This is a genomic window from Maricurvus nonylphenolicus (assembly GCF_042854845.1).
GTDB lineage: Bacteria > Pseudomonadota > Gammaproteobacteria > Pseudomonadales > Cellvibrionaceae > Maricurvus > Maricurvus nonylphenolicus.
Genome location: NZ_AP031498.1, coordinates 3,436,442 through 3,460,774, shown reverse-complemented (window position 1 = coordinate 3,460,774; position 24,333 = coordinate 3,436,442). Strand labels below are relative to the sequence as shown.

The following is a 24,333-nucleotide window of genomic DNA, read 5'->3' as shown; positions in this document are numbered from 1 at the left end:
AGAACGTCACACCAACAGGAGGTGGGCAATTCTAGCTTATCAAAATAAATTTGCGAAGCAGTCCTCAAAAAGTTTTTAGGGAGTTGCTGTTGCAAAGTCAGCTTATTTTATGGGGTTAGAAATAGATTTACTAATGCAAAGGATTGAAATGAGATTCCGTTATCATTTTTTATGAAATGGTCTTTTGTGTGATTTGATTTTTAAAAGTGTTTCGGTAAGATGCCCGCCTTGTGAAATGAGATGGAGTTCTCTTTAACTGCGCCTAATCGTAAGGAAAAATAATTAGGTTGTTTTCACGTTATAGGGAATACGAAGGATAAGTTAGCGTGTCGCCTCGTAATAAAGTATGAGGTTCTCGCCTCAGGGAAAGAAGCTGTTATATGGATGTAGATGATAAGACACGTTTTGTGTTCTCAGATTCCTCCTCAGATCAGGGCGATCAGCCCGTCGTTTCGGGTACAGGGCAGCATCACTCTCAACCTGAAAATGATGCGACAGTCTTTGTCGGTCGAGAAAATAATCAGTCGTCTCAAGATTCATACTTTAGTGCTAGCCCTTCCGTTTCTGTAGGTGGGATTGCTGAGGGTGGATCTCCTGATGCGACTATTCTTGCTCAGTCAATTAATCCTTCCCATGTCAGTGTAACGGCTCAGAAACAACCTGCTCCCAAAGATAATACGGATACAGTGGTGATTAAGCAGCGCTTCGAGCTGTCTGATCTGCTAGGTGTAGGTGGGATGGGGGCGGTGTATAAAGCGACAGATCGTCGAAAGCTTGAGGCTAATGACAGCGACCCCTATGTTGCGATTAAGGTGTTGAATGATGATTTTCGTAATCACCCCGATGCCTTTATCTCTTTGCAGCGTGAAGCACGTAAATCTCAAACCCTGGCTCACCCTAATATTGTAACGGTTCACGATTTTGACCGAGATAACGAAATGGTCTTTATGACCATGGAGTTTCTTGAGGGCGCGCCCCTTGATGCTTTATTGCGAAAGGCTGCTGGTATCGGTCTTCCCTTTGAGCAGGCAATTGATGTTCTGCGTGATATCTCCAATGCACTTGATTATGCGCATTCACACAATATTGTGCATTCTGACTTTAAGCCTGGAAATATTTTTGTCACCAATAATAAGGGCGCCAAGGTATTTGACTTCGGTATTGCTCGAGCGGTGAAACCAGGGGGCATAAATACCAATGCTAAAGATGACAGAACGGTTTTTGATGCCGGTTCTCTTGGCGCTTTGACTCCGGCCTACGCCAGTCTGGAGATGTTGCAGGGTAAAGACCCTGCACCCAGCGATGATGTTTATGCGCTAGCCTGTGTGGCTTACGAGTTATTTGCTGGTAAACACCCTTTCAATAAAGAACCTGCCGATAAGGCTCGCCAACAGAAGCTTCAGCCCAAGCGTTTGAAGATTTTGTCGTGTCGCCAATGGAATGCATTACAGAAAGCCTTGGCATTTGAGCGCAGCAAGCGTACGCAAACTGTTGAAGAGTTTATGGCTCAGTTCTATGGCAGAACAAAACTGTTTCGTTGGGTGTTGGCGGCTGGCTTTCTGTCGTTATCAGCCGCTGGTGCGGCTTATATGCTCACCTACAACGAACAGGTTGTTGTGGAAGAAGAGTTTAAGCAGGAATTACAGCAGGAGTTGCAACAAGAATACCTGCAAGAGCGCATTAATGATAAGCGTAAATCGTTACTGCGTGTTGTCGCTATAAACAGCACGTCGGAATCCTGGGAGCAGGATGTAAATGTTGAGCTGGAAGAGTTTATACAGCTGGCACCGGAAGATTTAAATACCGTAGCAGAAGTTAAACAGGCTATGGGGGCCAAGTTTATCAGTGCTGCCACCGACCTATTGGCGAATAACCAGTTGCAGCAAGCTCAGGTCATGCTCGATAGAGCGACACAATGGGAGGCCAGTCAGACGGAAGTGGATTCCATAGTCGATGGTATGGATGCCAAGCGTGAAGAACAAAGGCAGCGTTTGGAAACACAGCGTTTGGCGGCAGAAAAACGCGCTCGACAGCTTGAGCAGCAGCGAGCGCGTGAGCGCCAGGCTGCTGTTGCCCGGGATAAAGAAAAGCGCCAGCGTGAAGCGCTACTACAGGTAGAAAATTCACTGCATTGCAGTTTTGGTATGGATATTCAAGGTGCTGTGGTGGGTAGTATGGCAGCATTGGCGAAGTACGATAGTGCAATGGCTGAACAGCTTCGTCCTACCGTAGCACAAGAGCTGGCTCATTGTTTCTCTGGATTGGCTGCCAGCAATCCACCTCGAGTAGAGCCGCTACTGGCTCGGGCGAGAGTAGCCTTTCCCGAGCAGGCCGTCTTGCGTCAATTTACCTTGGATTACTGTGCACATCTAGCCCCTGGAAGTGGTGGTCGGGGTAAACGATACAGTTGCAATGATCGCTTACAGGATGGCGATAAAGGCCCTGCAATGGTGGTGGTAAAAGACTCCCACAAGAAGAAGCTCGCCATTAGTAAGTATGAAATTAGCTTTAAGGATATGGCGCCTTTCTGCCAGCAAACACAAGCCTGTGGCGCTGGGTCGATAAGTAGTAAGTTACCTGCAACGAATATATCGATACAAACGGCTGTAGATTACGCCGATTGGCTGTCAAAGCGTACAGGGCACAATTACCGCGTTCCACAATACAGTGAATGGTTGGCAGCAGCCAAGGTCTCTGGTGAGCGAGAAGACCCGGATCGTAATTGCCACCTGAAATATGGCGCGATTCAAAAAGGTGATGAATTAACTAGTGCTGTATCAGGTAAGGCCAACAAATATGGGTTGGTCAACCATGTGGGGAATGCCCAAGAGTGGGTTCGCGATGGCCAGCAACTGCTGGCTGTAGGAGGATCCCGCAAAGACCAGATGAGCCGTTGCCTGGTAACCACGAAAAAAGCCCATTCCGGGCAAGCGGACAGTATTACCGGATTTCGATTGGTGCGATCAATCAAATAGACATTACAGACTTTTAAAGCTTTAGGAGAAGGCTATGTTTGGAGACGTTATTCATAAGGATGTGGAGGCTAAGGGAATAGCTGTCCATAAAGCAGGGGCGTTCAGGCGTTCCATATTGCCTGCTCTTATAGCGGCAAATGTATCTTTTATGGCTGTTGGAGCCAATGCCGATGAGGGGAATTTTCCGCTTAGTAATTTTAATAAATCACTGCGCGGCGAATTTGATCGTGGCACGACCCCTTTCTCCCAGTCCGATATCACCAAAGATTTCCTATATCGCACGGTTGATGAAAATGCGCCCAAGTTGGATACCGATATTCCCGAGCAAAACTTCCGTGAGGATGGTCCACGCATCCTGGTGAATAAATTTGATTTTCACCGCCTGCAAGAATTTCCTGAAGTGGGAATCACCCGTGAAAAGGTAGAAGGTCTGGCCGAGGATCTACGGGTGAAATATATGAAAGAAGATCAGGTCTTCGCCAGCGGCTACACCCGCGAAGAGCTCGAAGAGCTGGCAACCTTTTTGGATAAAGTGGGGGCGCGTGAAAACCCTGAAAAGCTGTCCCCACAAAGCTTTAAACAGCTAGTGGGCATTATGAAGCAGCAAAATGCGGAGCGGGGCATTAACTATTCTGACCTGGAAGAAATTACCGGGGAGCTGACGCACTTTTATCGTCAAAACGGCTTGTTTCTGGCTCAGGTACAGATTCCTGCTCAGGAGGTTAAAGATGGTGTGGTTAACCTGACCGTTCAGGAAGGGCGATTGGGTAAGGTTGTTGTTGAAGATAATCAGCGTTACGGCGAAGCAGACCTTGTGCATCCGTTTGGAAATAAACTGGGTGGGTTGGTCAGTCATGGTGAAATCGAAGAGGGCTTATACCTGCTGAATGACCTTCCTGGACTTAATGTGACTGGCTACTTCTCTGCCGGTGATTCTCCAGGTGAAACTGCATTAAATCTTAAGGTTCGTAATGAGAAGTCCTGGAAAGTGGCTATGCGTGCGGATAATCACGGTTCGACGTTTACCGGTGATGAGCGTATATATACCGTAGGTGAACTTTTAAATCCCATGGGGATTGGTGATGCATTAACTCTGGGCTACTTAAAATCAGAGGATCCAGGTAAATCAGATCTTGCTCAATTTAAGTACAGTTTTCCAGTTTTTGGTCCTCGCACTCGGCTGGAAGTGTCTGCCGATCGTAACGACTTCGAGCTGAAAGATGGTGACAGCGACAATGCCTTGATTAACCAACTGGGGATTGAAGGGGTTAATAGCACCTATGCACTGAATCTCGATCACAAATTCTATCGTTCCCGTGATTTTAACCTGAGTGCCGGTGTTGCATTGACACAAAAAGAAACTGATGTCGATGCTGTGGTTACAGAGTTTTCCAGAACTGAGAAAGTGAATGGCATTGAGTTGGGTATGCATATTGATGGGCTAGGCCAATCAATACAAATGCTGAATATCGCTGATGTACGTCTGTCCTATGGTAGCCACCAGGAAGATATTGCTGAGGGACGTGACGAAGAGTTTTACAAGTTCGGGTTGGATACCAATTCCCTCTTCTTTGTACCGCTACCCTTTACAGATGCCACAAGTCGCCTGATTCTAAAATCCCGCTGGCAATACTCTGATTCATCCCTGCCAGCATTTGAACAAATGTCGCTGGGTGGGGCTAATGGTGTAAGAGCCTACTCGGTACGTGATTTCTCTGCTGATCAGGCCGTTATGCTCAATGCCGAATGGTACTTTGATTTCCCTGAGTTTATGAATTTTGAAATTGCATCTGGTCATCGCCTTAACGATGTCATGCAGTTTGGCCTACTCGCCGATGCCGCTTACGGTTCAATTGTGAACTTTGAAGATGAATTAAATGATGATTGGGCACGATTGGCTGGTTTGGGCTTTATCTTGAAATTCAATTGGGATGACACCCTGGCGGCCAATATATCATTCGCGAAACCGGTATCTTCAGTGTCCTCACTTGAGGCCGTTGGCGAAGATGCCGAATCGGTTGAGATCTACGCAGATATCACTTTCTTCTTTCAATAATTAGCGTCGGAAGATAACACTATGGATATGGTAAAAGGACACAAGCAGATGAAGATTCAACAAGGAAGAGAATCGCAAAAGCTTAAAACTCTGACGCAGAGTGTAAGAATGCAGAATCTCGCTATAGGCGGCTTATTAGTTGGGCAGCTTGCGGTTTCAGGTATCGCAGAAGCGGGACCGGAAGGTGGTGTCGTGGTTGGTGGACAAGGTACTATCTCAACGCCGAATCTCACCACAACTCAGATTAAACAGTTAAGTGAACGTTTAGCCATTGATTGGAAGAGCTTTAACCTTAATCAAAATGAGCTGGTGCGCTTCCTACAGCCGTCTTCATCATCGCTGGTATTAAACCGTATTCTGGATCAAAACCCCAGTGTAATTCGTGGCTCGATTGATGCTAACGGTAATGTGTTATTGGTTAATCCGCGCGGCATTATGTTTACCGAGACGGCGACGATTAATGTGGGTGGATTAATCGCCTCTGGCTTGTCAATCGATCCAGATGATTTTATGAATGGTGATTTACTGTTCTCTGGCATCGATGGTGAAGACGGTGCTGTCGTAAACCGCGGTATTATCAATGCATCTTCTGTTGCCTTGTTAGGTAAACATGTAGCCAATGACGCTGGGGCTATGATTAGTGCTGATGTGGTGTCGCTTTCTGCAGGGGATGAAGCGCTACTGACTTTTGATGCTGATGGTTATATGGGGGTCAAAGTTACCAAGTCCGTTATAGAAAACGAGATGGGCGTGGATTCTGCTGTGATTAACAGTGGAGAAATCGACGGGCAGAAAGTACTACTGCAGGCCAAAGTCTCTGAAGACCTTTTCAGCAATGCGGTTAACAACGAAGGCCTTATTCGTGCAAAGGGTATTGATACTTCTGGCGGCACAATTCGATTGTTTGGTAATGGTGGTCAGGTTGCTAACAGCGGCAATCTTAATGCTTCTGGTGATGCCGATGGTGGTGAAGTGCATCTGGAAGGCGACAAGGTTGTTAACACAGGTAATATCCAGGCAGATGGAAATAATGGCACTGGAGGCACTATCAAGCTGCTAGGCGATGAAGTAGAAGTTTCCAGCAATGCCAAACTGTCTGCCCGTGGTACTGAAAAAGGCGGTGAGATACTGATTGGCGGTGATTATCAGGGTGAAAATCCGGATGTTCGCAATGCCAAAACGACCTTTATTGATGAAGATGTTGTAATCGATGCTTCCGGTAAAGACTTTGGCGATGGCGGTAAGGTTATTGTTTGGGCGGATGAAGATACCTACTTCTACGGTTTTATTGATGCCAGTTCTGGACTGTTGGGGGGCGATGGTGGATTTATAGAAACTTCGGGTAAAAAAACACTTAAAATTGAAGGTCGCGTAGTTGCTAAAGCGCACAAAGGTGGCAAGTCCGGTTTATGGTTGTTAGATCCAGAAGATTTTCGGATTACTGATGATGGGGCAGGTATCAATGAGATAGCAGCTTCTGCTATTGAGAGCACCTTGGAAGGTGGCACAGACGTAACGATAAGTACTGCGGATTTAGAGACTGGAAGTCCTGGCTCTCAAACAGGAAATATCATTGTTGATGAAGCGGTTGAATTCGATGCTAGCAACAGTTCTACGGCAACACTAACGTTATCAGCTACAGGTGATATCACTGTTAATTACTCTATAACAGGTAAAGATTCCGGGGATAATCTAGATGTTGTTCTTGAAGCAGGAAATTCCATCAGCGTTAATGCTGATATTTATACGCAAGATGGCAATATTACGCTAACTGCCGATAGTGATCTCAATGGTGCAGGTGACATAACTATTGCGAATGGGGTGACACTAGATTCTGGAGATACGCAACCTGTAAAAGTCAGCGGAGACGTGGTCTTATCCGGTGTTAATGTAACTAATAATGGCACTATTGATACGGATAATGGTAGTGGCTCTGAAGGCGCTATCCATGTTAATGCCGGGTCCTTTACCAATAATGGCAGCTTATCTGCAGAAACTGGTAATGTAGTCATTACTGCGACAGCGGATATAAACCAGTTTGCCACAGGGAGTATAACCTCATCAGGAAGTACGATAACCCTTTCCGCAGGTGATGACATCTCTTTGGCGGGTACTGTAACGTCTTCTGGTGGAGATATTAATATCTCGGCAGATGCCAATGCGGATTTATCAGGTGATATTAATATAACTGATTCTAATGCAGCAATTAACTCGACAGATTCTTCAGTTGATGGTGATATAAGCTTCAACTCAATAAATTTTATAAATAGCGGCACGGTAAATAGTGGGGATGGCCAAGTTACCATTAATGTTGCAATCAATGGGGCAGCGTCGAGTAATAACACACTGGGCAACATCATATCTAACCACGTTAATGGCGTCATTGTGAATGGACTGTCTACTTCTGATACGTTCAACTTTGATGCTGGAAAAATCTATAACATAACTGGTGCAGATACGATTTCTGTTGATTCATTCAATATAACTGGCGCCGACATTATTGATAGCGATTCGGCGGGTGAGATTATTGGTACCAGTGGATCTGATACATTTGTTATTACCGGGATGAATAATGTACAGGTCGATAACACTACCAGTAAAACTATATTTGAAGGTGTAGAAACCGTAACGGCAGGAGGAGGGAGCAAAGACACTGTCACAGGTCAGTCGAATGAGTCCTGGGAGCTCATTGATGATCCTCTGGATGGGGATCTGATTGCTGATTCAGTTAAGGCTCAAGGAATTACCTTTAAAGAGGTAGAGGAAGCCACAAATACAGGAACAGGTACTTTAACCGGTACCGGTGAAGCTGATAGCTTCTCCCTGGATGCCAGTTATGATGTGACTGCCGCGGGTATTAAGTTTACCGATGTTGGCAGTGTGGACGCCGGAGCTGGTAATGACTCCGTTTCTGTGACCAGTAGTGCGGACCAAACCTACACAATTGATGAAACTGACTCAGACAAACTGACCATAGCTGAAAGCCTTACCAAGAGCATTACCTTTGACAATATCGAAGCCGCAGATGGTGGTACCGATGCAGGCGCCGATAAGGTCGTTGCAAGCAAGGTTAATGAAACCCTGACCATAACCGGCGATAACGCCGTCACCGTTAAAGAAACGGCAACCAATAAAGCCATTGCCTTTACCAATATCGACAGTGTGGATGGTAAGGATGGTACCGATCAGATTGTTGGCCGGGATGGTGTTGATGAGAAAATCACCATCAATGCAGCAACCAATATCACTATCGAAGCGAATTCAAAGAGCTTGGTATTTACCAATATCGATCAGGTTAATGCGGGCACGGGTAGCGACAATGTCGTAGGACTTGCAGACCAAAGCTGGGAGTTGGTGGATACAGATAACTCCGGTACATCAGATGCCTTCCGTGCCTCCAGTATTCAATTCTCGGGTGTTGAAACAGCATCAGCTGCAAGCGGCTCTTCAAGCCTGACGGGGTCAGATCAAGCCGACAGCTTTACCGTGACGGCCGACAACACTGTCACCGCTGTGGGTACCAGCTTTGGAGGTATCTCGAGTGTTGATGGTGGTGATGGCGCAGACAGCATTAAAACCCAGGATGTGGATGAGAATTTCACCGTCAAAGGAGACGATGACTTTGACGTGGTGAGAGATGTTAATGGCGCTGCTACGTTGACGGTATCAGCGGTGGAGTCTGTGAATGCCGGTGTGGGTAACGATACGGTTGCCGGTTCTACAGAAAGTGAAGTGTTTGAAATCAAAGGCCCAGGTGCGATTAATGTTAAGCGCGTAGGTGCAGCTGATAGCCTGGACTTCACCAATATTGTCTCTGCCGACGGCGGTATTACCGGTACAGATAAAGTACAAGGCTCAACGGAAGCGGAAACCTATACTCTCACCGGTAATAACAGTTTTAGCGTTGTTGAAGATGCAACCCCGGGAGTCAGTATCGCTTTTACCGGTATGGAAGAGGTTGATGCGGGAGCAGGCAATAACAATACTGTGGCGGGTCAGGCGGGTAACGTTAACGAGACGGCGATCATTAACAGCGCCAATAACGTTACTGTAAAAGAAACCAGTGCGGCAGCTGGCACGGGCGTTACCTTCGACAAGGTTAGCAGGGTAGATTTAAAAAACGGGTCGGATACTGTTCAAGGGTTTGATGCTCAATCTTGGCTCTTAAAAGATACTGACACGACCTTGGGGGCAGATGCGGTTGAAGTCGGTGGTATCGATGTCACAGGTGTCGAAACAGCCACCAATACGGGTACAGGAACCTTAACGGGTACCGGTGGTGATGACAGCTTTACGCTGGATGCAAACTATGATGTCACTGCAGCAGGTATTGAATTTACCGATGTTGGCAGTGTTGATGCAGGTGGCGGCGATGATTCTGTTACAGCCACAAACGCCACGACCGAAACCTATACTATTGATCTCAATGATTCCGACAAGGTTACCATCAGTGATGGCACAAGCAGCCTGACCTTCGATCATATTGAAAATGTCGATGGTAATGGGGGAACGGATAATGTTGTTGCACGTAATATCAATGAAACCCTAACCATTACTGGTGATAGTGCTGTTACCGTTAAAGACGCTGCTTCAACGACAGCAATAGACTTTACCAATATCAACAGTGTGGATGGTAATGGCGGTAGTGATCAGGTAGTTGGTCGTGATGATGTTAATGAGCAAATTGACATAGATGCTGCAACCGATGTCACCATTACCGCTAATGCAACGAGTCTGGCTTTCACCAACATTGAACGTGTTGATGCGGGTACAGGCAGTGATACGGTTCAGGGCCTCGATGGAGAGAGCTGGACGTTGTTGGACATCGGTTCCACCGGTAGTTCCAATGCCTTCAGTGCCTCAGGTATCCAGTTTGAAGGTGTCGAGAAAGCGGATAACGACTCGGATGTGGGCATTACAGGTTCTGATTCGGCAGATAGCTTCCAGCTCACCGCTGATAAAACGGTGACTGTAGCGGGCACCAGCTTCAGCAGCATTACCTCTGTGAGTGGTGGCAATGGTAACGATTCGCTGCAAACCCAGACGGCTGATGAAACCCTCACGGTAACGGGTGACCAAAACCTTACCGTGCAGCGAAGTGGTGATGCTGGTGCAGCTGTTTTGACAGTCTCTGGTGTTGAAACTATCAATGCCCATGATGGCGATGATCAGGTAACCGGTTCGACAGCAGACGAAGTCTTTGAAGTTACTGGTGCCGGAGCCATCAATGTTGAGCGAGTCGGCGCGTCTCAGAGTCTGAATTTCACCAATATTGAGTCTGTTGATGGTGGCGCGGTTGGTACGGATAAAGTTCAAGGTTCAACGGCAGCGGAAACCTTTACCTTAACAGGCAATGACAGCTTTAGTGTTGCTCAGGACTCAGCGCCAACAGTAACTATGGCCTTCTCGGGTATTGAAGAAGTTGATGCGGGAACAGGTAATAACAATACCGTGGCAGGTCAGGCGGGTAACGTTAATGAAACGGCGATCATTAACAGCGCCAATAACGTTACTGTAAAAGAAACCAGTGCGGCAGCAGGCACGGGCGTTACCTTCGACAAGGTTAGCTATGTAAATCTTGGTGATGGTAGTGACGCGGTAAATGGTGTTAGTGGACAGAACTGGTCGTTGGTTGATACAGACAGCAGTGGCTCATCTGATGCTTTTTCTGCTTCAGGAGTTCAATTCAGTGCTGTTGAGCAAGCCTCGACTACGGGTAATGCAGTGGGAATCACGGGATCTGACGTAAGCGACAGTTTCCAGGTTACTGCTGATAACACCATCGACGTCGCTGGGACCACCTTTAGTAACATCAATTCGATTGCAGGCGGTGATGGCGCTGACAGTATTGAGACCCAAACCGCCAACGAAAGCTTCACTATCACCGGTGATCAAAACTTCACTGTTCTTAGGGCGGGTGCAAATGCTTCCACGACCTTGACAGTCTCTGCGGTTGAAACTGTTGATGCCAACACGGGAGCAGACAGTGTCACAGGTACAGGGTCTAACGAAGTCTTCGAGATTACGGGGGCGAGCTCGGTAAATGTTGAGCGTGTAGGCGCATCGCTAAGTTTGGATTTCGATAATATAGAATCGGTATCAGGTGGTGGTGCTACGACCAATGATGAGGTGCTCGGCACAACTGCGGCGGAAACCTACACCTTAACGGGTAACAGTAGCTTCACGGTTTCACAAAATACTACGCCGAATACTTCGATTGCATTCTCGGGTATTACGGAGGTCGATACCGGCCTAACCGGCAGTGATACGGTGAAAGGGCAAGTTGGTGCGGTAGACGAAACTGTTACCATTAATAGCGCTAATAATGCCACCGTTGCTGTTACAGGTTCAGCGGCGGGCGAAGGTGTAACCTTTGACAAGGTAAATCGAATTGATTTGGTAGATGGTTCCGATACCGTTAAAGGTTTCGATGCCCAGTCCTGGCTGTTGAAAGATACTGATACCACTGTAGGTGCAGATGCTGTTGAAGTAGGAGGTATAGATGTTACCGGTGTCGAAACGGCGTCAAATACAGGTACTGGAGATCTGACGGGTACCAATGAGGCTGACAGTTTTACGTTTGATGCTAACTATGACGTAACTGCAGCAGGGATTACATTTACAGATATTAATCGTGTTGATGCGGGTGTAGGTAATGACTCTGTAACTGCTACCAGCACTACAACAGCCTCTGAAACCTACACCATTGATGCCGGTGATTCAGATCGTGTAGCGATTACCGATGGTAGCAATAATCTAAACTTTGACAACATCGAATCGGTTGATGCGGGTGCGGGCACGGATAGTGTGATTTCTCGAGCTGAAAATGAGACGTTAACTATTACTGGGGATAGTGCTGTAACGATTAAAGAGACAGCATCGACCAAAGCTATTGCCTTTACCAATATCGAGAGTGTTAATGGTAATGGTGGCACCGATAACGTTATCGGGCGTGATGGTGTTAACGAGCAGATAGCCATTAATGCTGCAAGTAATGTAACCATTACGGCTAACAACACCAGTCTTGTATTTACCGATATCGACAGTGTGGATGCTGGAACAGGTAGTGATCATGTAACAGGTTTGGCCAATCAGCTTTGGGAATTGGAATCCTCTAATGGTACGTCCGCCAATAGATTCTCTGCGGCGGGTCTGGATTTCGACGGGGTAGAAACAGCTTCAAGCTCTGGTGAAGGTACTATTGAAGGCACCAACTTGGGAGATGCATACTCGCTGACTGCCGCGCGTTCTATTAATGTCGCTGGCACCACTTTCTCTGGTGTGAAAACGGTTAAGGCGGGTTCTGGTACGGATGCTGTCGCGAATAATGCCGGCGCCTCCTTGAAGCTTGAGAATGAGCTCGATCAAATTATTGCCAATAATATGACAGCTACAGTGAGCACAATCGCTGTTTACTTCGAAGGCATTGAGCAGGTTACTAACACCGGCGCTTTCTCTGGCCCAGCAGCGAATACTACTTATACGCTTGATACTGTTGATAGTTTTGCGATTAACAGTATTGACTTTGATGGTGTTACCGCTATTAATGGAGGGGTAGGTGATAACACGTTGGTAGGACCCAATGTCGCGTCAACCTGGATCGTTGAAGGCCGAAAAGGTGAGGTGGGTGGTGTTGGCTTTACAAATATGAATGCCTTACGAGGAGGTTCATCTGCTGATACGATGAGTATTGTCAGTGGCGCAGCAGGTAATATTTATACCGGCGGGGGGGCTGACCAGGTCACCTTTAGTGGCGGTGAAGTGGATGGTCTTTATCTGGAGGCAGGTGACGATACGGTTTATTTGAGTAGTTCTACCTCAAGTGCATCAATTCTGGACGGTGGTTCGGGTAGCAATACGTTACATAACAATATCTCCGACCTGACTTGGGAGATTAATAATTCCTCGGCAGGAAATAATACTGTAGGTAATTTTACATTCACCAATTTTGAAAACCTGTACAACAACACCAATCGCTTGAAGGTGAAAACCAGTTTGGCGTCTGCCTTTGGAAATAACAGCGTTAAGTTGGCGGATATGACTCTAAACTTTAAGCCTTCCAGCTATATCAATTTCGACACTAGTAGTTCCTTAAGCAGTCAAGCGGGTACAGTTTTGCAGGCCGATGAATTGGTATTATCCGCTGGTGGAAATGTTGACCTTTACACAAATATCAACTTACTGGAATTACAATCATCAGGTTCTATCAATGCCTCCATTTCTGAAAATGATGATTTGGTTATACGAGAAATCAACATTGGCTCTGGTGACTTACTATTGACCAGTAAAAACTTTGGGGTGCTAACAGCAGAGAGTCGCGGTAATACACACATAACTGCAGGTGCAGTGACGTTAGGTACTGAAGCTGAGCGTTGGCAAGATATAGGTGATCAATTCAATCCTCTTAGTATGTATGTTGAAAGGGCTATTAATATTACGGCGCTAAATTTCGTTACACCTGAACTTGTTGGTCCCTTGCAGACGTTTGTTGCATCAGGTAACCAGCGCGATTCATTACTGACTTCAGGTGCTGCCGAGGGCCTAGATAGTGTTGTTCAGGATCAGATCGGGGAATTCACCCAAATCGACCCCGCTATCTTCGATTCCGTAAACCCCTACAGCGTTGACGTAGACGCTGTAAACCTGCCGGAATTCCGCCTGGTAGCCGGTGAACTGATCCCTACAGCAGCCACTGCAAGTGGTGATAATGAGCAGGAAGAGGAGGGCACACCTGCCGACCAAGCAGCTCAATAACAGGCCTCTTGAGGTACCAAAATTGGCAAAAACGACGGGTGTGACCATTTGGTCATGCCCGTTTTTGTCAGTTTCGCCCGCTTTTGTCACTGGCAACGGTCGATTTCGCTATTGGTCGCAAACGGTCAAATCCCTAATCTATCTCACTAACTTGGCCCAGCTATTGTTACTTGTTGTAGCTCAGGGGTCAGGTCCACCCTATCAAAGAGAGAGTGTGAGGCGGATAGATGATCTATTCAGGAAAAGCCATAACGGTAACTGCCCTTGATAACGGCATTGCCGAGCTCAACTTCAACCTAGAAGGCGAGTCTGTAAACAAATTTAATGCCCTGACCGTAGGTGAGCTGAAGGAAGCTGGTGCTGCCTTGAAAGCCGCTAGCGATGTTAAAGGTTTGATCGTAACCAGTGGTAAAGATGTTTTTATCGTTGGTGCTGATATCACCGAATTCGGTAAGAACTTCACTGCCAGCGAAGAAGAGATCGCTGCTGGTGCGTTGGAAACCAACAAAGAAGTTTTCAACCAGATCGAAGATCTGCCTTTCCCAACCGTAACTGCTATTAACGGTTTCGCGCTTGGTGGTGGTCTGGAAATGGCCCTGTGCTCTGACTACCGTGTTATGTCTACCGTAGCCAAGATTGGCCTGCCAGAAACCAAGCTGGGTATTGTGCCTGGTTTCGGTGGTACTGTGCGTCTGCCACGTATTGTTGGTTCTGACAACGCTGTTGAGTGGATTGCTGGCGGTAAAGAGCAGAAAGCTGAAGCTGCTCTGGCTGCCGGTGCAGTTGATGTGGTTGTTGCGCCTGAGAAACTGCGTGAAGCAGCGCTGGACCTGGTTCAGAAATGTATCGACGGTGACTTTGACTACAAAGCCAAGCGTCAGGAAAAATTGGATCCACTGAAGCTGAATGACATGGAAGCCATGATGTCATTCGAAACTGCCAAAGCCTTTATCGCTGGTCAAGCGGGTCCTCATTACCCAGCACCAGTAGCTGCAGTTAAAGCGATTCAGAAAGCGGCCAAAATGGGTCGTGACGAAGCACTGGAAGTTGAAGCCAAGACCATTGGCAAGCTGGCTAAAACCGAAGTGGCTAAAAACCTGGTTGGCCTGTTCCTGGGTGATCAGGATCTGGGCAAAACTGCCAAAGACTGGGCTGCCAAAGGCGGCAAAGTTGAGACAGGTGCAGTACTGGGTGCTGGCATCATGGGTGGCGGTATTGCTTACCAGTCAGCCCTGAAAGGCACGCCTATCATCATGAAAGATATCGCCCAAGCCGGTATCGATCTGGGCCTGAGCGAGGCCAGCAAACTGCTGTCCAAACGTGTTTCTCGCGGTCGTATGACCCCAGAGAAGATGGCCGGTATCCTCAACAAAATCCAACCTCAACTGAGCTTCGAAGGCTTTAAAGACGTTGATGTTGTTGTTGAAGCGGTTGTTGAGAATCCTAAGGTTAAGCACGCTGTTCTGGCTGAAACCGAGAAGCAGATTCGCGAAGACGCTATTCTGACTTCTAACACCTCTACCATTTCTATCAACTACCTGGCAGAAGCCCTGGAACGTCCAGAGAACTTCTGTGGTATGCACTTCTTCAACCCGGTTCACCAGATGCCTCTGGTAGAAGTTATTCGCGGTGAGAAGACGTCTGACGAAGCGGTTGCACGCACTGTGGCCTACGCTCTGGCCATGGGCAAAAAGCCAGTTGTTGTAAACGACTGCCCAGGATTCCTGGTTAACCGTATCCTGTCACCTTACTTCGGTGCCTTTATGCGTCTGGTTAAAGACGGTGCTGACTTCGTTAAGATCGATAAGGTTATGGAGAAGTTCGGTATGCCAATGGGCCCTGCTTACCTGGGTGACGTTGTGGGTATCGACACTGGCGTTCACGCTGGTGAAGTAATGGCTGAAGGTATTCCAAGCCGTATGGGCGCTGATTTCACTACTTCTCACGAAGTACTGTTTAAAGCCGGCCACTACGGTCAGAAGACTGGCAAAGGTTACTACTCTTACGAGACTGATCGTAAAGGTAAGCCTAAGAAAGTTTTCGACGAGAGCATTAAAGAGCTGCTGGCTCCGGTTGTTGATGCGCCTAAGGACTTCAGCGATGAAGAAATCCTGGACCGCATGATGATCCCAATGTGTCTGGAAGCTGTACGTTGTCTGGAAGAGGGCATTGCCGCTTCTGCCACCGACGTTGATATGTCCCTGATCTACGGTATTGGTTTCCCTCCATTCCGTGGTGGTGCACTGAACTACATCCAGGACATGGGTGTTGCTGAGTTTGTTGCACGTGCTGACAAGTACGCAGAGTTGGGCGGTAGCTACGAAGTTACTGACAAACTGCGTGAAATGGCTGCTAACGGCGAAGTTTTCTTCCCCGTTTAATCCACCCGATATATTGGAGATTATGAAATGAGCTTGAATCCAAGAGATGCTGTTATTGTCGACTTCGGTCGTACAGCCATGGGCCGCTCCAAAGGTGGTGCCTATCGTTTTACCCGTGCAGAAGATCTGTCTGCCGATCTGGTTAACGGTCTGTTTGCCCGTAACCCAAAACTGGACCCGGGTGAAGTAGAAGATGTGATCTGGGGTTGTGTAAACCAGACCAAAGAGCAGGGCATGAACATTGCCCGTATGATGTCTCTGATGACTGTGATCCCTCACCAAGCGGCCGGTCAAACCGTTAGCCGTCTGTGTGGTTCTTCTATGTCTGCACTGCACACTGCTGCACAAGCCATTATGACCGGTAACGGTGATATGTTTGTGGTTGGTGGTGTTGAGCACATGGGCCACGTTGCCATGGACCACGGTGTTGATTTCAACCCACGTATGGCCAAGCACGTTGCTAAAGCCTCTGGCATGATGGGTATGACTGCTGAAGTTCTGGGCATGATGCACGGCATCACCCGTGAGCAGCAGGACCAGTTTGGTGAGCGTTCTCACCGCCTGGCTCACAAAGCCACTGTAGAAGGTAAGTTCAAAGACGAAATTATCGTTCTGGACGGTCACGATGAGAACGGTTTCAAAATTCGTATGACCGAAGATGAAACTATTCGTCCTGATACTACTGTTGAGTCTCTGTCTCAGCTGAAGCCAGTATTCAACCCGAAAAGTGGTACTGTAACCGCCGGTACATCTTCTCAGATTACCGATGGTGCTTCTGCCATGATCGTTATGTCTGCTGAGCGTGCTCAGGCTCTGGGCGTTCAGCCTCTGGCCAAGATCCGCGCTATGGCTGTTGCCGGAGTTGATCCTTCAATCATGGGATACGGTCCTGTACCTTCTACCCAGAAGGCTCTGCAGCGTGCTGGTCTGACCATGGACGACATTGATTTTGTTGACCTGAACGAAGCTTTCGCTGCACAGGCTCTGCCAGTGCTGAAAGACCTGAACCTGCTCGACAAAATGGACGAGAAAGTTAACCTGCACGGTGGTGCAATCGCTCTGGGTCATCCATTCGGTTGTTCCGGTGCACGTATCACCGGTACCCTGCTGAACGTTATGCGTCAGAACGAAGGTACTCTGGGTGTGTCCACTATGTGTGTTGGTCTGGGTCAAGGTATTACCACTATCATTGAGCGTGTGTAAGCCTTACCAGTAAGCACATTTGCAGCAGTTAGCTGCTGCAAAACAAAAAAGGAGCTTCGGCTCCTTTTTTGTTTTCTGGTTTCTTGATTTTATTTTTTGCTAACAAAATTGTACTTTTCTGCCATTGTGGAGAAGCACCACTATAGTGATTATTACGCTTCAATATTCGATGTATGCCCAAGGAGTTACCTATGACAAGTGAAACCAGTCAGCAACTGTTCCATATTGATTCGGCGGTTGAAAAAATTGCTGATAATCACTGGCGTGGGCATATAGCAGATGGTTGGGGCATTATGGGGGTTCCCAACGGTGGTTATATTATGGCGATTGCCGCCAAAGCGTTGTCGGCAGCATTGCCTCATAAAGATCCGCTGACCATAACCGCTTACTACATGTCACCGACAGCTCCCGGTCCTGTTGACTGTCATATTGATGTACTGCGCACTGGCGGTACCACTTCCCATGGTATCGTTCGTTTAGAACAAGGCGGCGAGCTAAAGGTGCATTTTGTTGCAGCTTATACAGAGCTGGATAATTTAGAGGGCGAAACCCAGATTCTAGCAGAGCATCCTCCCGTACCTGCTTATGGTAGCTGTATGGCGTTCCCTCATTTGCCGGGATTGGATTTTATGCAGCGCGTCACCCAACGTATTGCCCCGGAAAAAATGAACAGCATGATGGGTAAACCCACTGACGATGGGGAGTGGTTAGGCTGGATTGAATTTAGTGAGGCTACACCGCTGGATGTGTTCGGTTTGTTGGTGTTTGCGGATGGATTTCCGCCACCGGTATTTACCCTATATGGTCCCGGTGGTTGGGTACCTACTTTGGAGCTCACCGTACAGTTGCGTGCAAAACCTGTTGAAGGGCCCATCGCCGTTCGCTTCCGTAGTAATTTTCTCACCAATGGTATGGTTGAGGAAGATGGTGAACTGTGGGATTCAGAGGGCAATCTGGTAGCCATTAGCCGGCAAACCGCCAAGTACCGTAAGCCGAAATAGTAGCGTAAGCCAGAATAAACTTGCCCCATAGCCTGAGTTATAGGCTCAGGCTATTTCTCCTAAGTCCTACAGTGCATAACGGTATAACAAAATCATTGCCTTTCTGATTTTTTAAGCTTCTGTTACATCTATACTTAGTTTTATGGAAACCTTGCATTTCTGATGTAATCTGCTTATTGCCCTAAGGCGTATATAGCAGTGTGTTAAAGACATCATGGATGGCATGGCTATCGGAGGTTTGCTATGAAACGTCATTATTATATCAGTGACAGTATTGACGATCTGGAAACAGTTGAGCATGAATTGGAATACGAGGGTATTACCACACCGCAAATTCATGTACTCAGTGAAAACGATATGGAAGTGGAGCGGCATCACTTACACGAAGTGGAAGCGGTGCTGAAAAAGGATGTGGTGCGAGGTACTGAAATCGGAGCCATAATTGGTGCAGTGATAGCAGTACTTATTTTAGCGGCGGCTTATTTTTCAGGCGTCACCGAAACCACAACGTGGGTTCCTTTTATCTTTCTTGCCGTTGTTGCGCTGGGATTTTGTACCTGGGAAGGCGGATTGTTTGGTATTCAGGTTCCCCATGCGGACTTTAAACGTTTTCAGGAAGTGTTGAAAAAAGGCAAGCATGTGTTGTTTGTCGATGTGGACTCCAGACAGGAGCCAGTACTGGATCGTGTTATTAGTCATCATCCTAAACTCGAAATTGCCGGCGTCGGTGACGCTACGCCATCCTGGGTAGTAGGCGCGCAAAATAAATTTAAATCCTTTGTTAAAACCATGCCTTAGGGCATGGTTTTATCTTGTTAATTCCTTCGTTGTGTTAGCGGCCAAAGAAGAGTTCGCGGCTAAGTAACGTATATTCGCCTTCTAATGCCATCAATGCGATAAGCACTAACAGGCAAAGTGGTGGTAATAGAATTGCGTAGATAAGCGCGATACGTTCCCACAGCATATGCATAAAAATAGCGACAATCAGGCCCGCCTTTAGGAACATAAATATCAGGATAAGCGTCCAGCGCAGATAACCTTGAATCTGCATATAGTCCACCATATAAGACAGCGTACTTAGCACAAACAAGAGTAGCCAGACTTTCAGGTAAATACCTATGGGATGTTCTTGTGTGTTGTGAGTTAGTTGCTGGCCGTTATTCATCTTTATCACCTCTTTTACCATAAATAGAAAAAGGCAAAAATAAATACCCAAACCAAATCAACAAAGTGCCAATAAAGCCCGGCTATTTCCACTATTTGATAGTTACCTTTGCGTTCACAACTCCCGCGCCAGAGTTGTGCCGCTACGGTGAGTAAATAAATCACGCCAATACTGACATGCAAACCGTGAAAACCTGTAATCATAAAGAAGCTGGAACCAAACTGTGCCGCACCAAACGGGTTACCCCACGGTCGCACGCCGTCTTCAATTAATTTGCTCCATTCAAAGGCCTGCATACCGACAAAACTGGCGCCCATTAAGGCAGTGATAAACACCAGTATGGCGGCAGACTTTGCCTGCTTGCGATAAGCACTATTAACAGCCATCGCCATGGTGCCGCTGCTGGTGATCAGGATAAATGTCATGATGGCAATCAGGATCAGGGGAATACTGTGACCAGCAATGGTTAGAGCAAAGACTTCGCTGGCATTGGGCCAGGGTTCAGTGACCGATATTCTGACGGTCATATAGCCGACCAGAAAGCTTGAAAAGACAAAGGTATCACTGAGGAGGAAGATCCACATCATGGCCTTGCCCCAGGAAACCTGTTTAAAGGCGTCGCGGTCAGAGCCCCAGTCTTGAACCAGACTGGCCAGACGTGGCCATTGAGAGAGAGAATTCGCCATTGGTATACCTCACCATTGGCGTCCTTGCGGTTAACGGGTTTGTGCTTAGCTTGTCAGAAACAGTACAAAAATACCCAGCCACACGATAAATAAATAATGCCAATAAATCGTGTATAGACCGAAGCGATGATGTTTGGCCGTTAATGCATGAGTTACGTTATCAACGCTTCGTAACAGGCCAACACTGCTCAGCCATAACGCCAAGCCGACAAGTAGATGTGCAGCGTGCAACCCTGTTAACAGATAAAAAAAGCTGTTGGCAGGATTACTGGCCAGATAATAACCTTGATCACGCAATAACTGCCAAACCCATAGCTGCCCACACAGAAAGGTCCAGGCGCAGAGTTGGCCAACTAACCAGGCGGAGCGACAGCGGTTAAATTGCTGCTTGCGCAAGGCCCGATTGGCTATTTCAAAGGCGATACTGCTAATCAACAGCATAGCTGTATTTGGCCATAGCTGCCATGGATCTGGCAGAGCGATCCAGTCGCCGAGCATCATGCGCATATGGTAGGCGATGGCGAATAATGCAAACAGCACGCTGATCACTACCAATAAGAATGCCAAGGCAATGGTGTACTGACGATGCTTAACGGGGAAGGGGCCTTGCCAATGCAGTTGGCTGGGTTCTTCCAGGCTGCGGGCGCTCGGTTCAACCATGATCGTTCGCCTCTGTTTGCCGCGGCTGTTCTGCGGTCTGCGGTACAAAGTCTTCGGTAACACCTGGAACGCTGTAATCGTATGCCCAACGATACACAACCGGTTCCCGTTCTCCCCAGTTGCCATGTTTCGGTGGTGTGTCCGGGGTTTGCCATTCCAGCGTTGTTGCCTTCCAGGGATTGTGACCCGATGGTTTGCCTTTAAAGTAACTCCAAATCAAGTTAACAATAAACAGCAATTGAAACGCGCCAACGATCAGCGCCATAACCGTAATAAACGCATTAAGGTCATGGGCAGAGGCGGGAATAAAATCGTAGTTTTCATAGGCAAAGTAGCGGCGCGGCATCCCCAGGATGCCCAGATAGTGCATGGGAAAGTAAATGGCATAGGTACCGAGGAATGTGACCCAGAAATGCCATTGCCCCATACCATCATGCAACATCTTACCGGTTATTTTGGGATACCAATGGTATATAGCACCAAAGATCACAAGGATAGGGGAAACACCCATTACCATATGGAAATGTGCCACCACAAAATAGGTATCGGACAGGGGAATATCGACAATCACATTACCCAGGAACAAACCGGTTAAACCGCCAATAACAAAGGTACTGATAAAAGCGATGGCAAATAACATGGGGACTGTCAGGTGAATATCACCGCGCCAGAGTGTTAATACCCAGTTGTAGACTTTAATTGCCGTGGGGACGGCAATGACTAATGTGGTGATAGCAAAGAAAAATCCAAAGTAGGGATTCATTCCGCTGACGTACATATGGTGAGCCCACACCACAAAACTCAGCACCCCAATAATCACTATGGCCCAGACCATCATTCTAAAACCAAAAATATTTTTGCGTGCATGGACACTGATTAAGTCAGACACAATCCCAAAGGCAGGCAGGGCAACAATATAGACTTCCGGGTGGCCAAAAAACCAGAACAGGTGCTGAAACAGCACCGGGCTGCCGCCCTGATAACCCAGGTGTTCTCCCATCGACACAATTTCAGGCATAAAGAAACTGGTGCCTAACAGTTTGTCGAATAGCATCATCACGGCACTGACAAATAGCGCAGGGAAGGCCAGTAGAGCCATAATAGTTGCGACAAAAATGCCCCACACTGTCAGGGGCATCCGCATCAGAGTCATTCCCTCGGCCCTGGCCTGCAACACGGTGGTGACATAGTTGAGACCACCCATGGTGGCGGCAACAATAAATACCGCCAGTGACACCAGCATTAATACGATGCCCCAATCAGTACCTGGCGTGCCGGTTAGAATGGCTTGCGGAGGGTAGAGCGTCCAGCCAGCGCCTGTCGGCCCGCCGGGTACAAAAAAACTCAACATTAGAATGATGACGGCCAGAAGATAGGCCCAATAGCTGAGCATATTCAGAAATGGGAATACCATATCCCGCGCGCCAACCATTAAGGGGATAAGATAGTTGCCGAAGCCACCGAGAAACAAAGCCGTTAACAGATAGATCACCATAATCATGCCGTGCATGGTCATGGCCTGGTAATAGGCGGCAGAGTCCATAAAGGGCACACTGCCGGGGAAGCCCAGTTGCAAACGCATTAAGGCGGATAGCACCAGGGCTACAAGTCCGACAAGTATCGCTGTGATCGAGTATTGGATGGCAATGACTTTGTGATCCTGGCTCCAGATATAACGCGTCCAGAAACTTTGAGGTTCGTGTACAGCTGTCATGGCGTGCCTCCCGATTCCGATAGGGGCTGCGGCAAGGCGGACAATGATTTAATATAGGTAATCAATACGTCGAGTTGTTGTTGGTCGAGATTATAAGCCGGCATAATAGGTGAATAACCCGCTATGATGGTGTCGTTAGGATCAGTAATCGATTTCGACAGGTAATTTGCATCGACTAAAACACTGCTGCCATCCGTGAGCTTTTCCTGCTTACCGTAAAGATCTTTCCAGGTAGGGCCTACAGCTGGGGCGCCATCGATTGAATGGCAGCCAAAACAGCCATGAACTTGTGCTAATTGTTTGCCTTCGCTAATGGGATCGAGTTTTTCTCCACTAGCTGCTTGTGCTTGCAAACTGGCAAATGTTGGTAGTTGTTGTAGCCATTGTCCGAAATCTTTTTGTGAATCAACAATGACATGACCACGCATATTGTAGTGGCCGGTACCACAGTATTCGGCACATAGGATTTCAAATTTTCCGGTACGGGTAGGGGTGAACCAGACATAGGAGATTTGCCCGGGTACCGTATCCATTTTGACGCGAAAGTGGGGCACATAAAAATCATGCAAGACATCTTTCGAACGCAGTAGCAATTTCACCGGGCGATCCAGAGGCAAGTGTACGGTGTTGTCGAACACCAGCCGATCATCTTGTCCCGCCTTGTCTTCCGGGTTAATACCGAAGGGATTATCTGGGGATATATGGCGTGTATCACTGGTACCTAATTGACCGTCGTCGCCTGGAAAGCGGAAAGACCATTGCCATTGCTGGGCGACGACTTCAAAGTGATCGGCCTCGTCAGGCACATGCACAAAATCCGAGTAAACAAATAAGCCAGGTGCCAGCATGGCAACAATGCCGACGGTGGTGGCGCCAATTAAGGTCCATTCCAGTTTTTTGTTTTCCGGTTGGTAGTCGGCTTTATGGCCTTCTTTATGACGGTAACGAATAATAGCCAGGGCGATAAAGAGGTTAATTGCAATAAAGACAATGCCGGTAATGATTCCGGTGATAATGAAGGTGTCGTCGATATTACTCCAGTTAGAGGCGACCGGCGTTGACCACCAGGGTGTCACCATCTGGAAAAGGATGGAAAAAACAACGATAAGCACCAAGGCAATGGCAAGCGCCATATCCAATCATCCCTAGCTGATTACCCCAAGTCGATTTATCAATACAGCAATTTTGATAAAACGTGTCTTAAGCTTAGTGCTCAAGTGGTTAATCTGCTAGTGTCGAGGTTGCTGACCTTTTGGGTGATGATCCTTGGGATGATAGTGGCCCTTACAAAAGTAGTCGAAATGCTCCCCCAGTCGTGGATGATTAATCTGGGTACGATCCAGACTGTCCGTCAAATGGCGTTCGGCGACATAGGTGATGTGATAACTGCCATCGACCAAAACGTGATACCAGGGCCTATCCTTGGGTGGACGGCTTTTGGCTATGGCGTCGTACCATTCTTCACTCAGGGAGAATTTGTTATCGACAGCGAAGATAACACCGCGATAGTGGAAACGCTGATGTTCAATCACATCACCGATATGGTAATGGGGATTTGCCATGGCCCTTACCTCTTACCTCTGCAAGCCAAGTCAGGATATTTTCAGGTATAGCATGAATTAAGCGCCAAGCTCCTGCGAATAATGCATAAGCAGGGTGCTGGTAAAAACTGGGGCAGCTTAGCTGCCCCAAATGCTCTGTAGCCTTACATCAACAGTACTGAGCAAGCGAGAGAATC

13 protein-coding genes are annotated in these 24,333 nt (G+C 47.5%); 7 read left to right on the top strand and 6 right to left on the bottom strand.

Features of this window, described 5'->3' with window-relative positions; translation table 11 throughout:
* The first annotated feature begins 380 nt into the window (after window positions 1-380).
* From ACGHZ6_RS15135 to ACGHZ6_RS15105, 7 genes are all read left to right on the top strand, one after another.
* Entirely contained in the window at window positions 381-2,975 is a 2,595-nt protein-coding gene (locus ACGHZ6_RS15135; RefSeq protein WP_390614820.1) for a protein kinase domain-containing protein, read from the top strand.
* Between the two features lie 34 nt (window positions 2,976-3,009).
* Entirely contained in the window at window positions 3,010-5,031 is a 2,022-nt protein-coding gene (locus ACGHZ6_RS15130) for a ShlB/FhaC/HecB family hemolysin secretion/activation protein (protein WP_390614819.1), read from the top strand.
* A gap of 21 nt (window positions 5,032-5,052) precedes the next feature.
* Window positions 5,053-13,785 carry a filamentous hemagglutinin N-terminal domain-containing protein gene (locus ACGHZ6_RS15125; RefSeq protein WP_390614818.1) on the top strand — a complete coding sequence of 2,911 codons (8,733 nt, stop codon included), beginning with the start codon at window positions 5,053-5,055 and terminating at the stop codon, window positions 13,783-13,785.
* Between the two features lie 227 nt (window positions 13,786-14,012).
* Window positions 14,013-16,166, top strand: coding sequence for a fatty acid oxidation complex subunit alpha FadB (gene fadB / locus ACGHZ6_RS15120; protein ID WP_390614817.1), 2,154 nt, complete (start codon window positions 14,013-14,015; stop codon window positions 16,164-16,166).
* 27 nt (window positions 16,167-16,193) lie between these two features.
* Complete coding sequence (fadA, locus tag ACGHZ6_RS15115) at window positions 16,194-17,369, top strand: acetyl-CoA C-acyltransferase FadA (protein WP_390614816.1); 1,176 nt, start codon at window positions 16,194-16,196, stop codon at window positions 17,367-17,369.
* Window positions 17,370-17,560: 191 nt separating this feature from the next.
* Window positions 17,561-18,370, top strand: a complete 810-nt coding sequence (locus tag ACGHZ6_RS15110; protein ID WP_390614814.1) for a thioesterase family protein — start codon at window positions 17,561-17,563, stop codon at window positions 18,368-18,370.
* 243 nt (window positions 18,371-18,613) lie between these two features.
* Window positions 18,614-19,168 (top strand): NAD/FAD-utilizing enzyme, encoded by a 555-nt coding sequence (locus ACGHZ6_RS15105; protein WP_390614813.1) that lies wholly within the window; start codon window positions 18,614-18,616, stop codon window positions 19,166-19,168.
* 34 nt (window positions 19,169-19,202) lie between these two features.
* On the opposite strand, the gene ACGHZ6_RS15100 is transcribed toward ACGHZ6_RS15105, so the two are convergent.
* From ACGHZ6_RS15100 to hspQ, 6 genes are all read right to left on the bottom strand, one after another.
* Complete coding sequence (locus ACGHZ6_RS15100) at window positions 19,203-19,535, bottom strand: cytochrome C oxidase subunit IV family protein (protein WP_390614812.1); 333 nt, start codon at window positions 19,533-19,535, stop codon at window positions 19,203-19,205.
* A 14-nt stretch (window positions 19,536-19,549) separates the two neighbouring features.
* The gene (locus ACGHZ6_RS15095) at window positions 19,550-20,221 is read right to left on the bottom strand and encodes a heme-copper oxidase subunit III family protein (RefSeq protein ID WP_390614811.1); all 672 of its coding nucleotides are present in this window, start codon (window positions 20,219-20,221) and stop codon (window positions 19,550-19,552) included.
* Window positions 20,222-20,266: 45 nt separating this feature from the next.
* Window positions 20,267-20,881, bottom strand: coding sequence for a cytochrome c oxidase subunit 3 (locus tag ACGHZ6_RS15090; protein WP_390614810.1), 615 nt, complete (start codon window positions 20,879-20,881; stop codon window positions 20,267-20,269).
* Entirely contained in the window at window positions 20,874-22,595 is a 1,722-nt protein-coding gene (gene ctaD / locus ACGHZ6_RS15085; RefSeq protein ID WP_390614809.1) for a cytochrome c oxidase subunit I, read from the bottom strand. The genes ACGHZ6_RS15090 and ctaD overlap by 8 nt, the downstream gene beginning before the upstream one ends.
* Window positions 22,592-23,728 (bottom strand): c-type cytochrome, encoded by a 1,137-nt coding sequence (locus ACGHZ6_RS15080; RefSeq protein WP_390614808.1) that lies wholly within the window; start codon window positions 23,726-23,728, stop codon window positions 22,592-22,594. The genes ctaD and ACGHZ6_RS15080 overlap by 4 nt, the downstream gene beginning before the upstream one ends.
* Window positions 23,729-23,824: 96 nt before the next feature.
* On the bottom strand, window positions 23,825-24,157 hold the full coding sequence (hspQ, locus tag ACGHZ6_RS15075) for a heat shock protein HspQ (protein WP_390614807.1): 333 nt from the start codon (window positions 24,155-24,157) through the stop codon (window positions 23,825-23,827).
* Window positions 24,158-24,333: the final 176 nt, after the last annotated feature.

Excerpts from the sequence above, each read along its gene's own strand:
- ACGHZ6_RS15135 (WP_390614820.1), top strand. The coding sequence starts at position 381 with ATGGATGTAGATGATAAGACACGTTTTGTGTTCTCAGATTCCTCCTCA.
- ACGHZ6_RS15130 (WP_390614819.1), top strand. The coding sequence starts at position 3,010 with ATGTTTGGAGACGTTATTCATAAGGATGTGGAGGCTAAGGGAATAGCT.
- ACGHZ6_RS15125 (WP_390614818.1), top strand. The coding sequence starts at position 5,053 with ATGGATATGGTAAAAGGACACAAGCAGATGAAGATTCAACAAGGAAGA.
- fadB (WP_390614817.1), top strand. The coding sequence starts at position 14,013 with ATGATCTATTCAGGAAAAGCCATAACGGTAACTGCCCTTGATAACGGC.
- fadA (WP_390614816.1), top strand. The coding sequence starts at position 16,194 with ATGAGCTTGAATCCAAGAGATGCTGTTATTGTCGACTTCGGTCGTACA.
- ACGHZ6_RS15110 (WP_390614814.1), top strand. The coding sequence starts at position 17,561 with ATGACAAGTGAAACCAGTCAGCAACTGTTCCATATTGATTCGGCGGTT.
- ACGHZ6_RS15105 (WP_390614813.1), top strand. The coding sequence starts at position 18,614 with ATGAAACGTCATTATTATATCAGTGACAGTATTGACGATCTGGAAACA.
- ACGHZ6_RS15100 (WP_390614812.1), bottom strand. The coding sequence starts at position 19,535 with ATGAATAACGGCCAGCAACTAACTCACAACACACAAGAACATCCCATA.
- ACGHZ6_RS15095 (WP_390614811.1), bottom strand. The coding sequence starts at position 20,221 with ATGGCGAATTCTCTCTCTCAATGGCCACGTCTGGCCAGTCTGGTTCAA.
- ACGHZ6_RS15090 (WP_390614810.1), bottom strand. The coding sequence starts at position 20,881 with ATGGTTGAACCGAGCGCCCGCAGCCTGGAAGAACCCAGCCAACTGCAT.
- ctaD (WP_390614809.1), bottom strand. The coding sequence starts at position 22,595 with ATGACAGCTGTACACGAACCTCAAAGTTTCTGGACGCGTTATATCTGG.
- ACGHZ6_RS15080 (WP_390614808.1), bottom strand. The coding sequence starts at position 23,728 with ATGGCGCTTGCCATTGCCTTGGTGCTTATCGTTGTTTTTTCCATCCTT.
- hspQ (WP_390614807.1), bottom strand. The coding sequence starts at position 24,157 with ATGGCAAATCCCCATTACCATATCGGTGATGTGATTGAACATCAGCGT.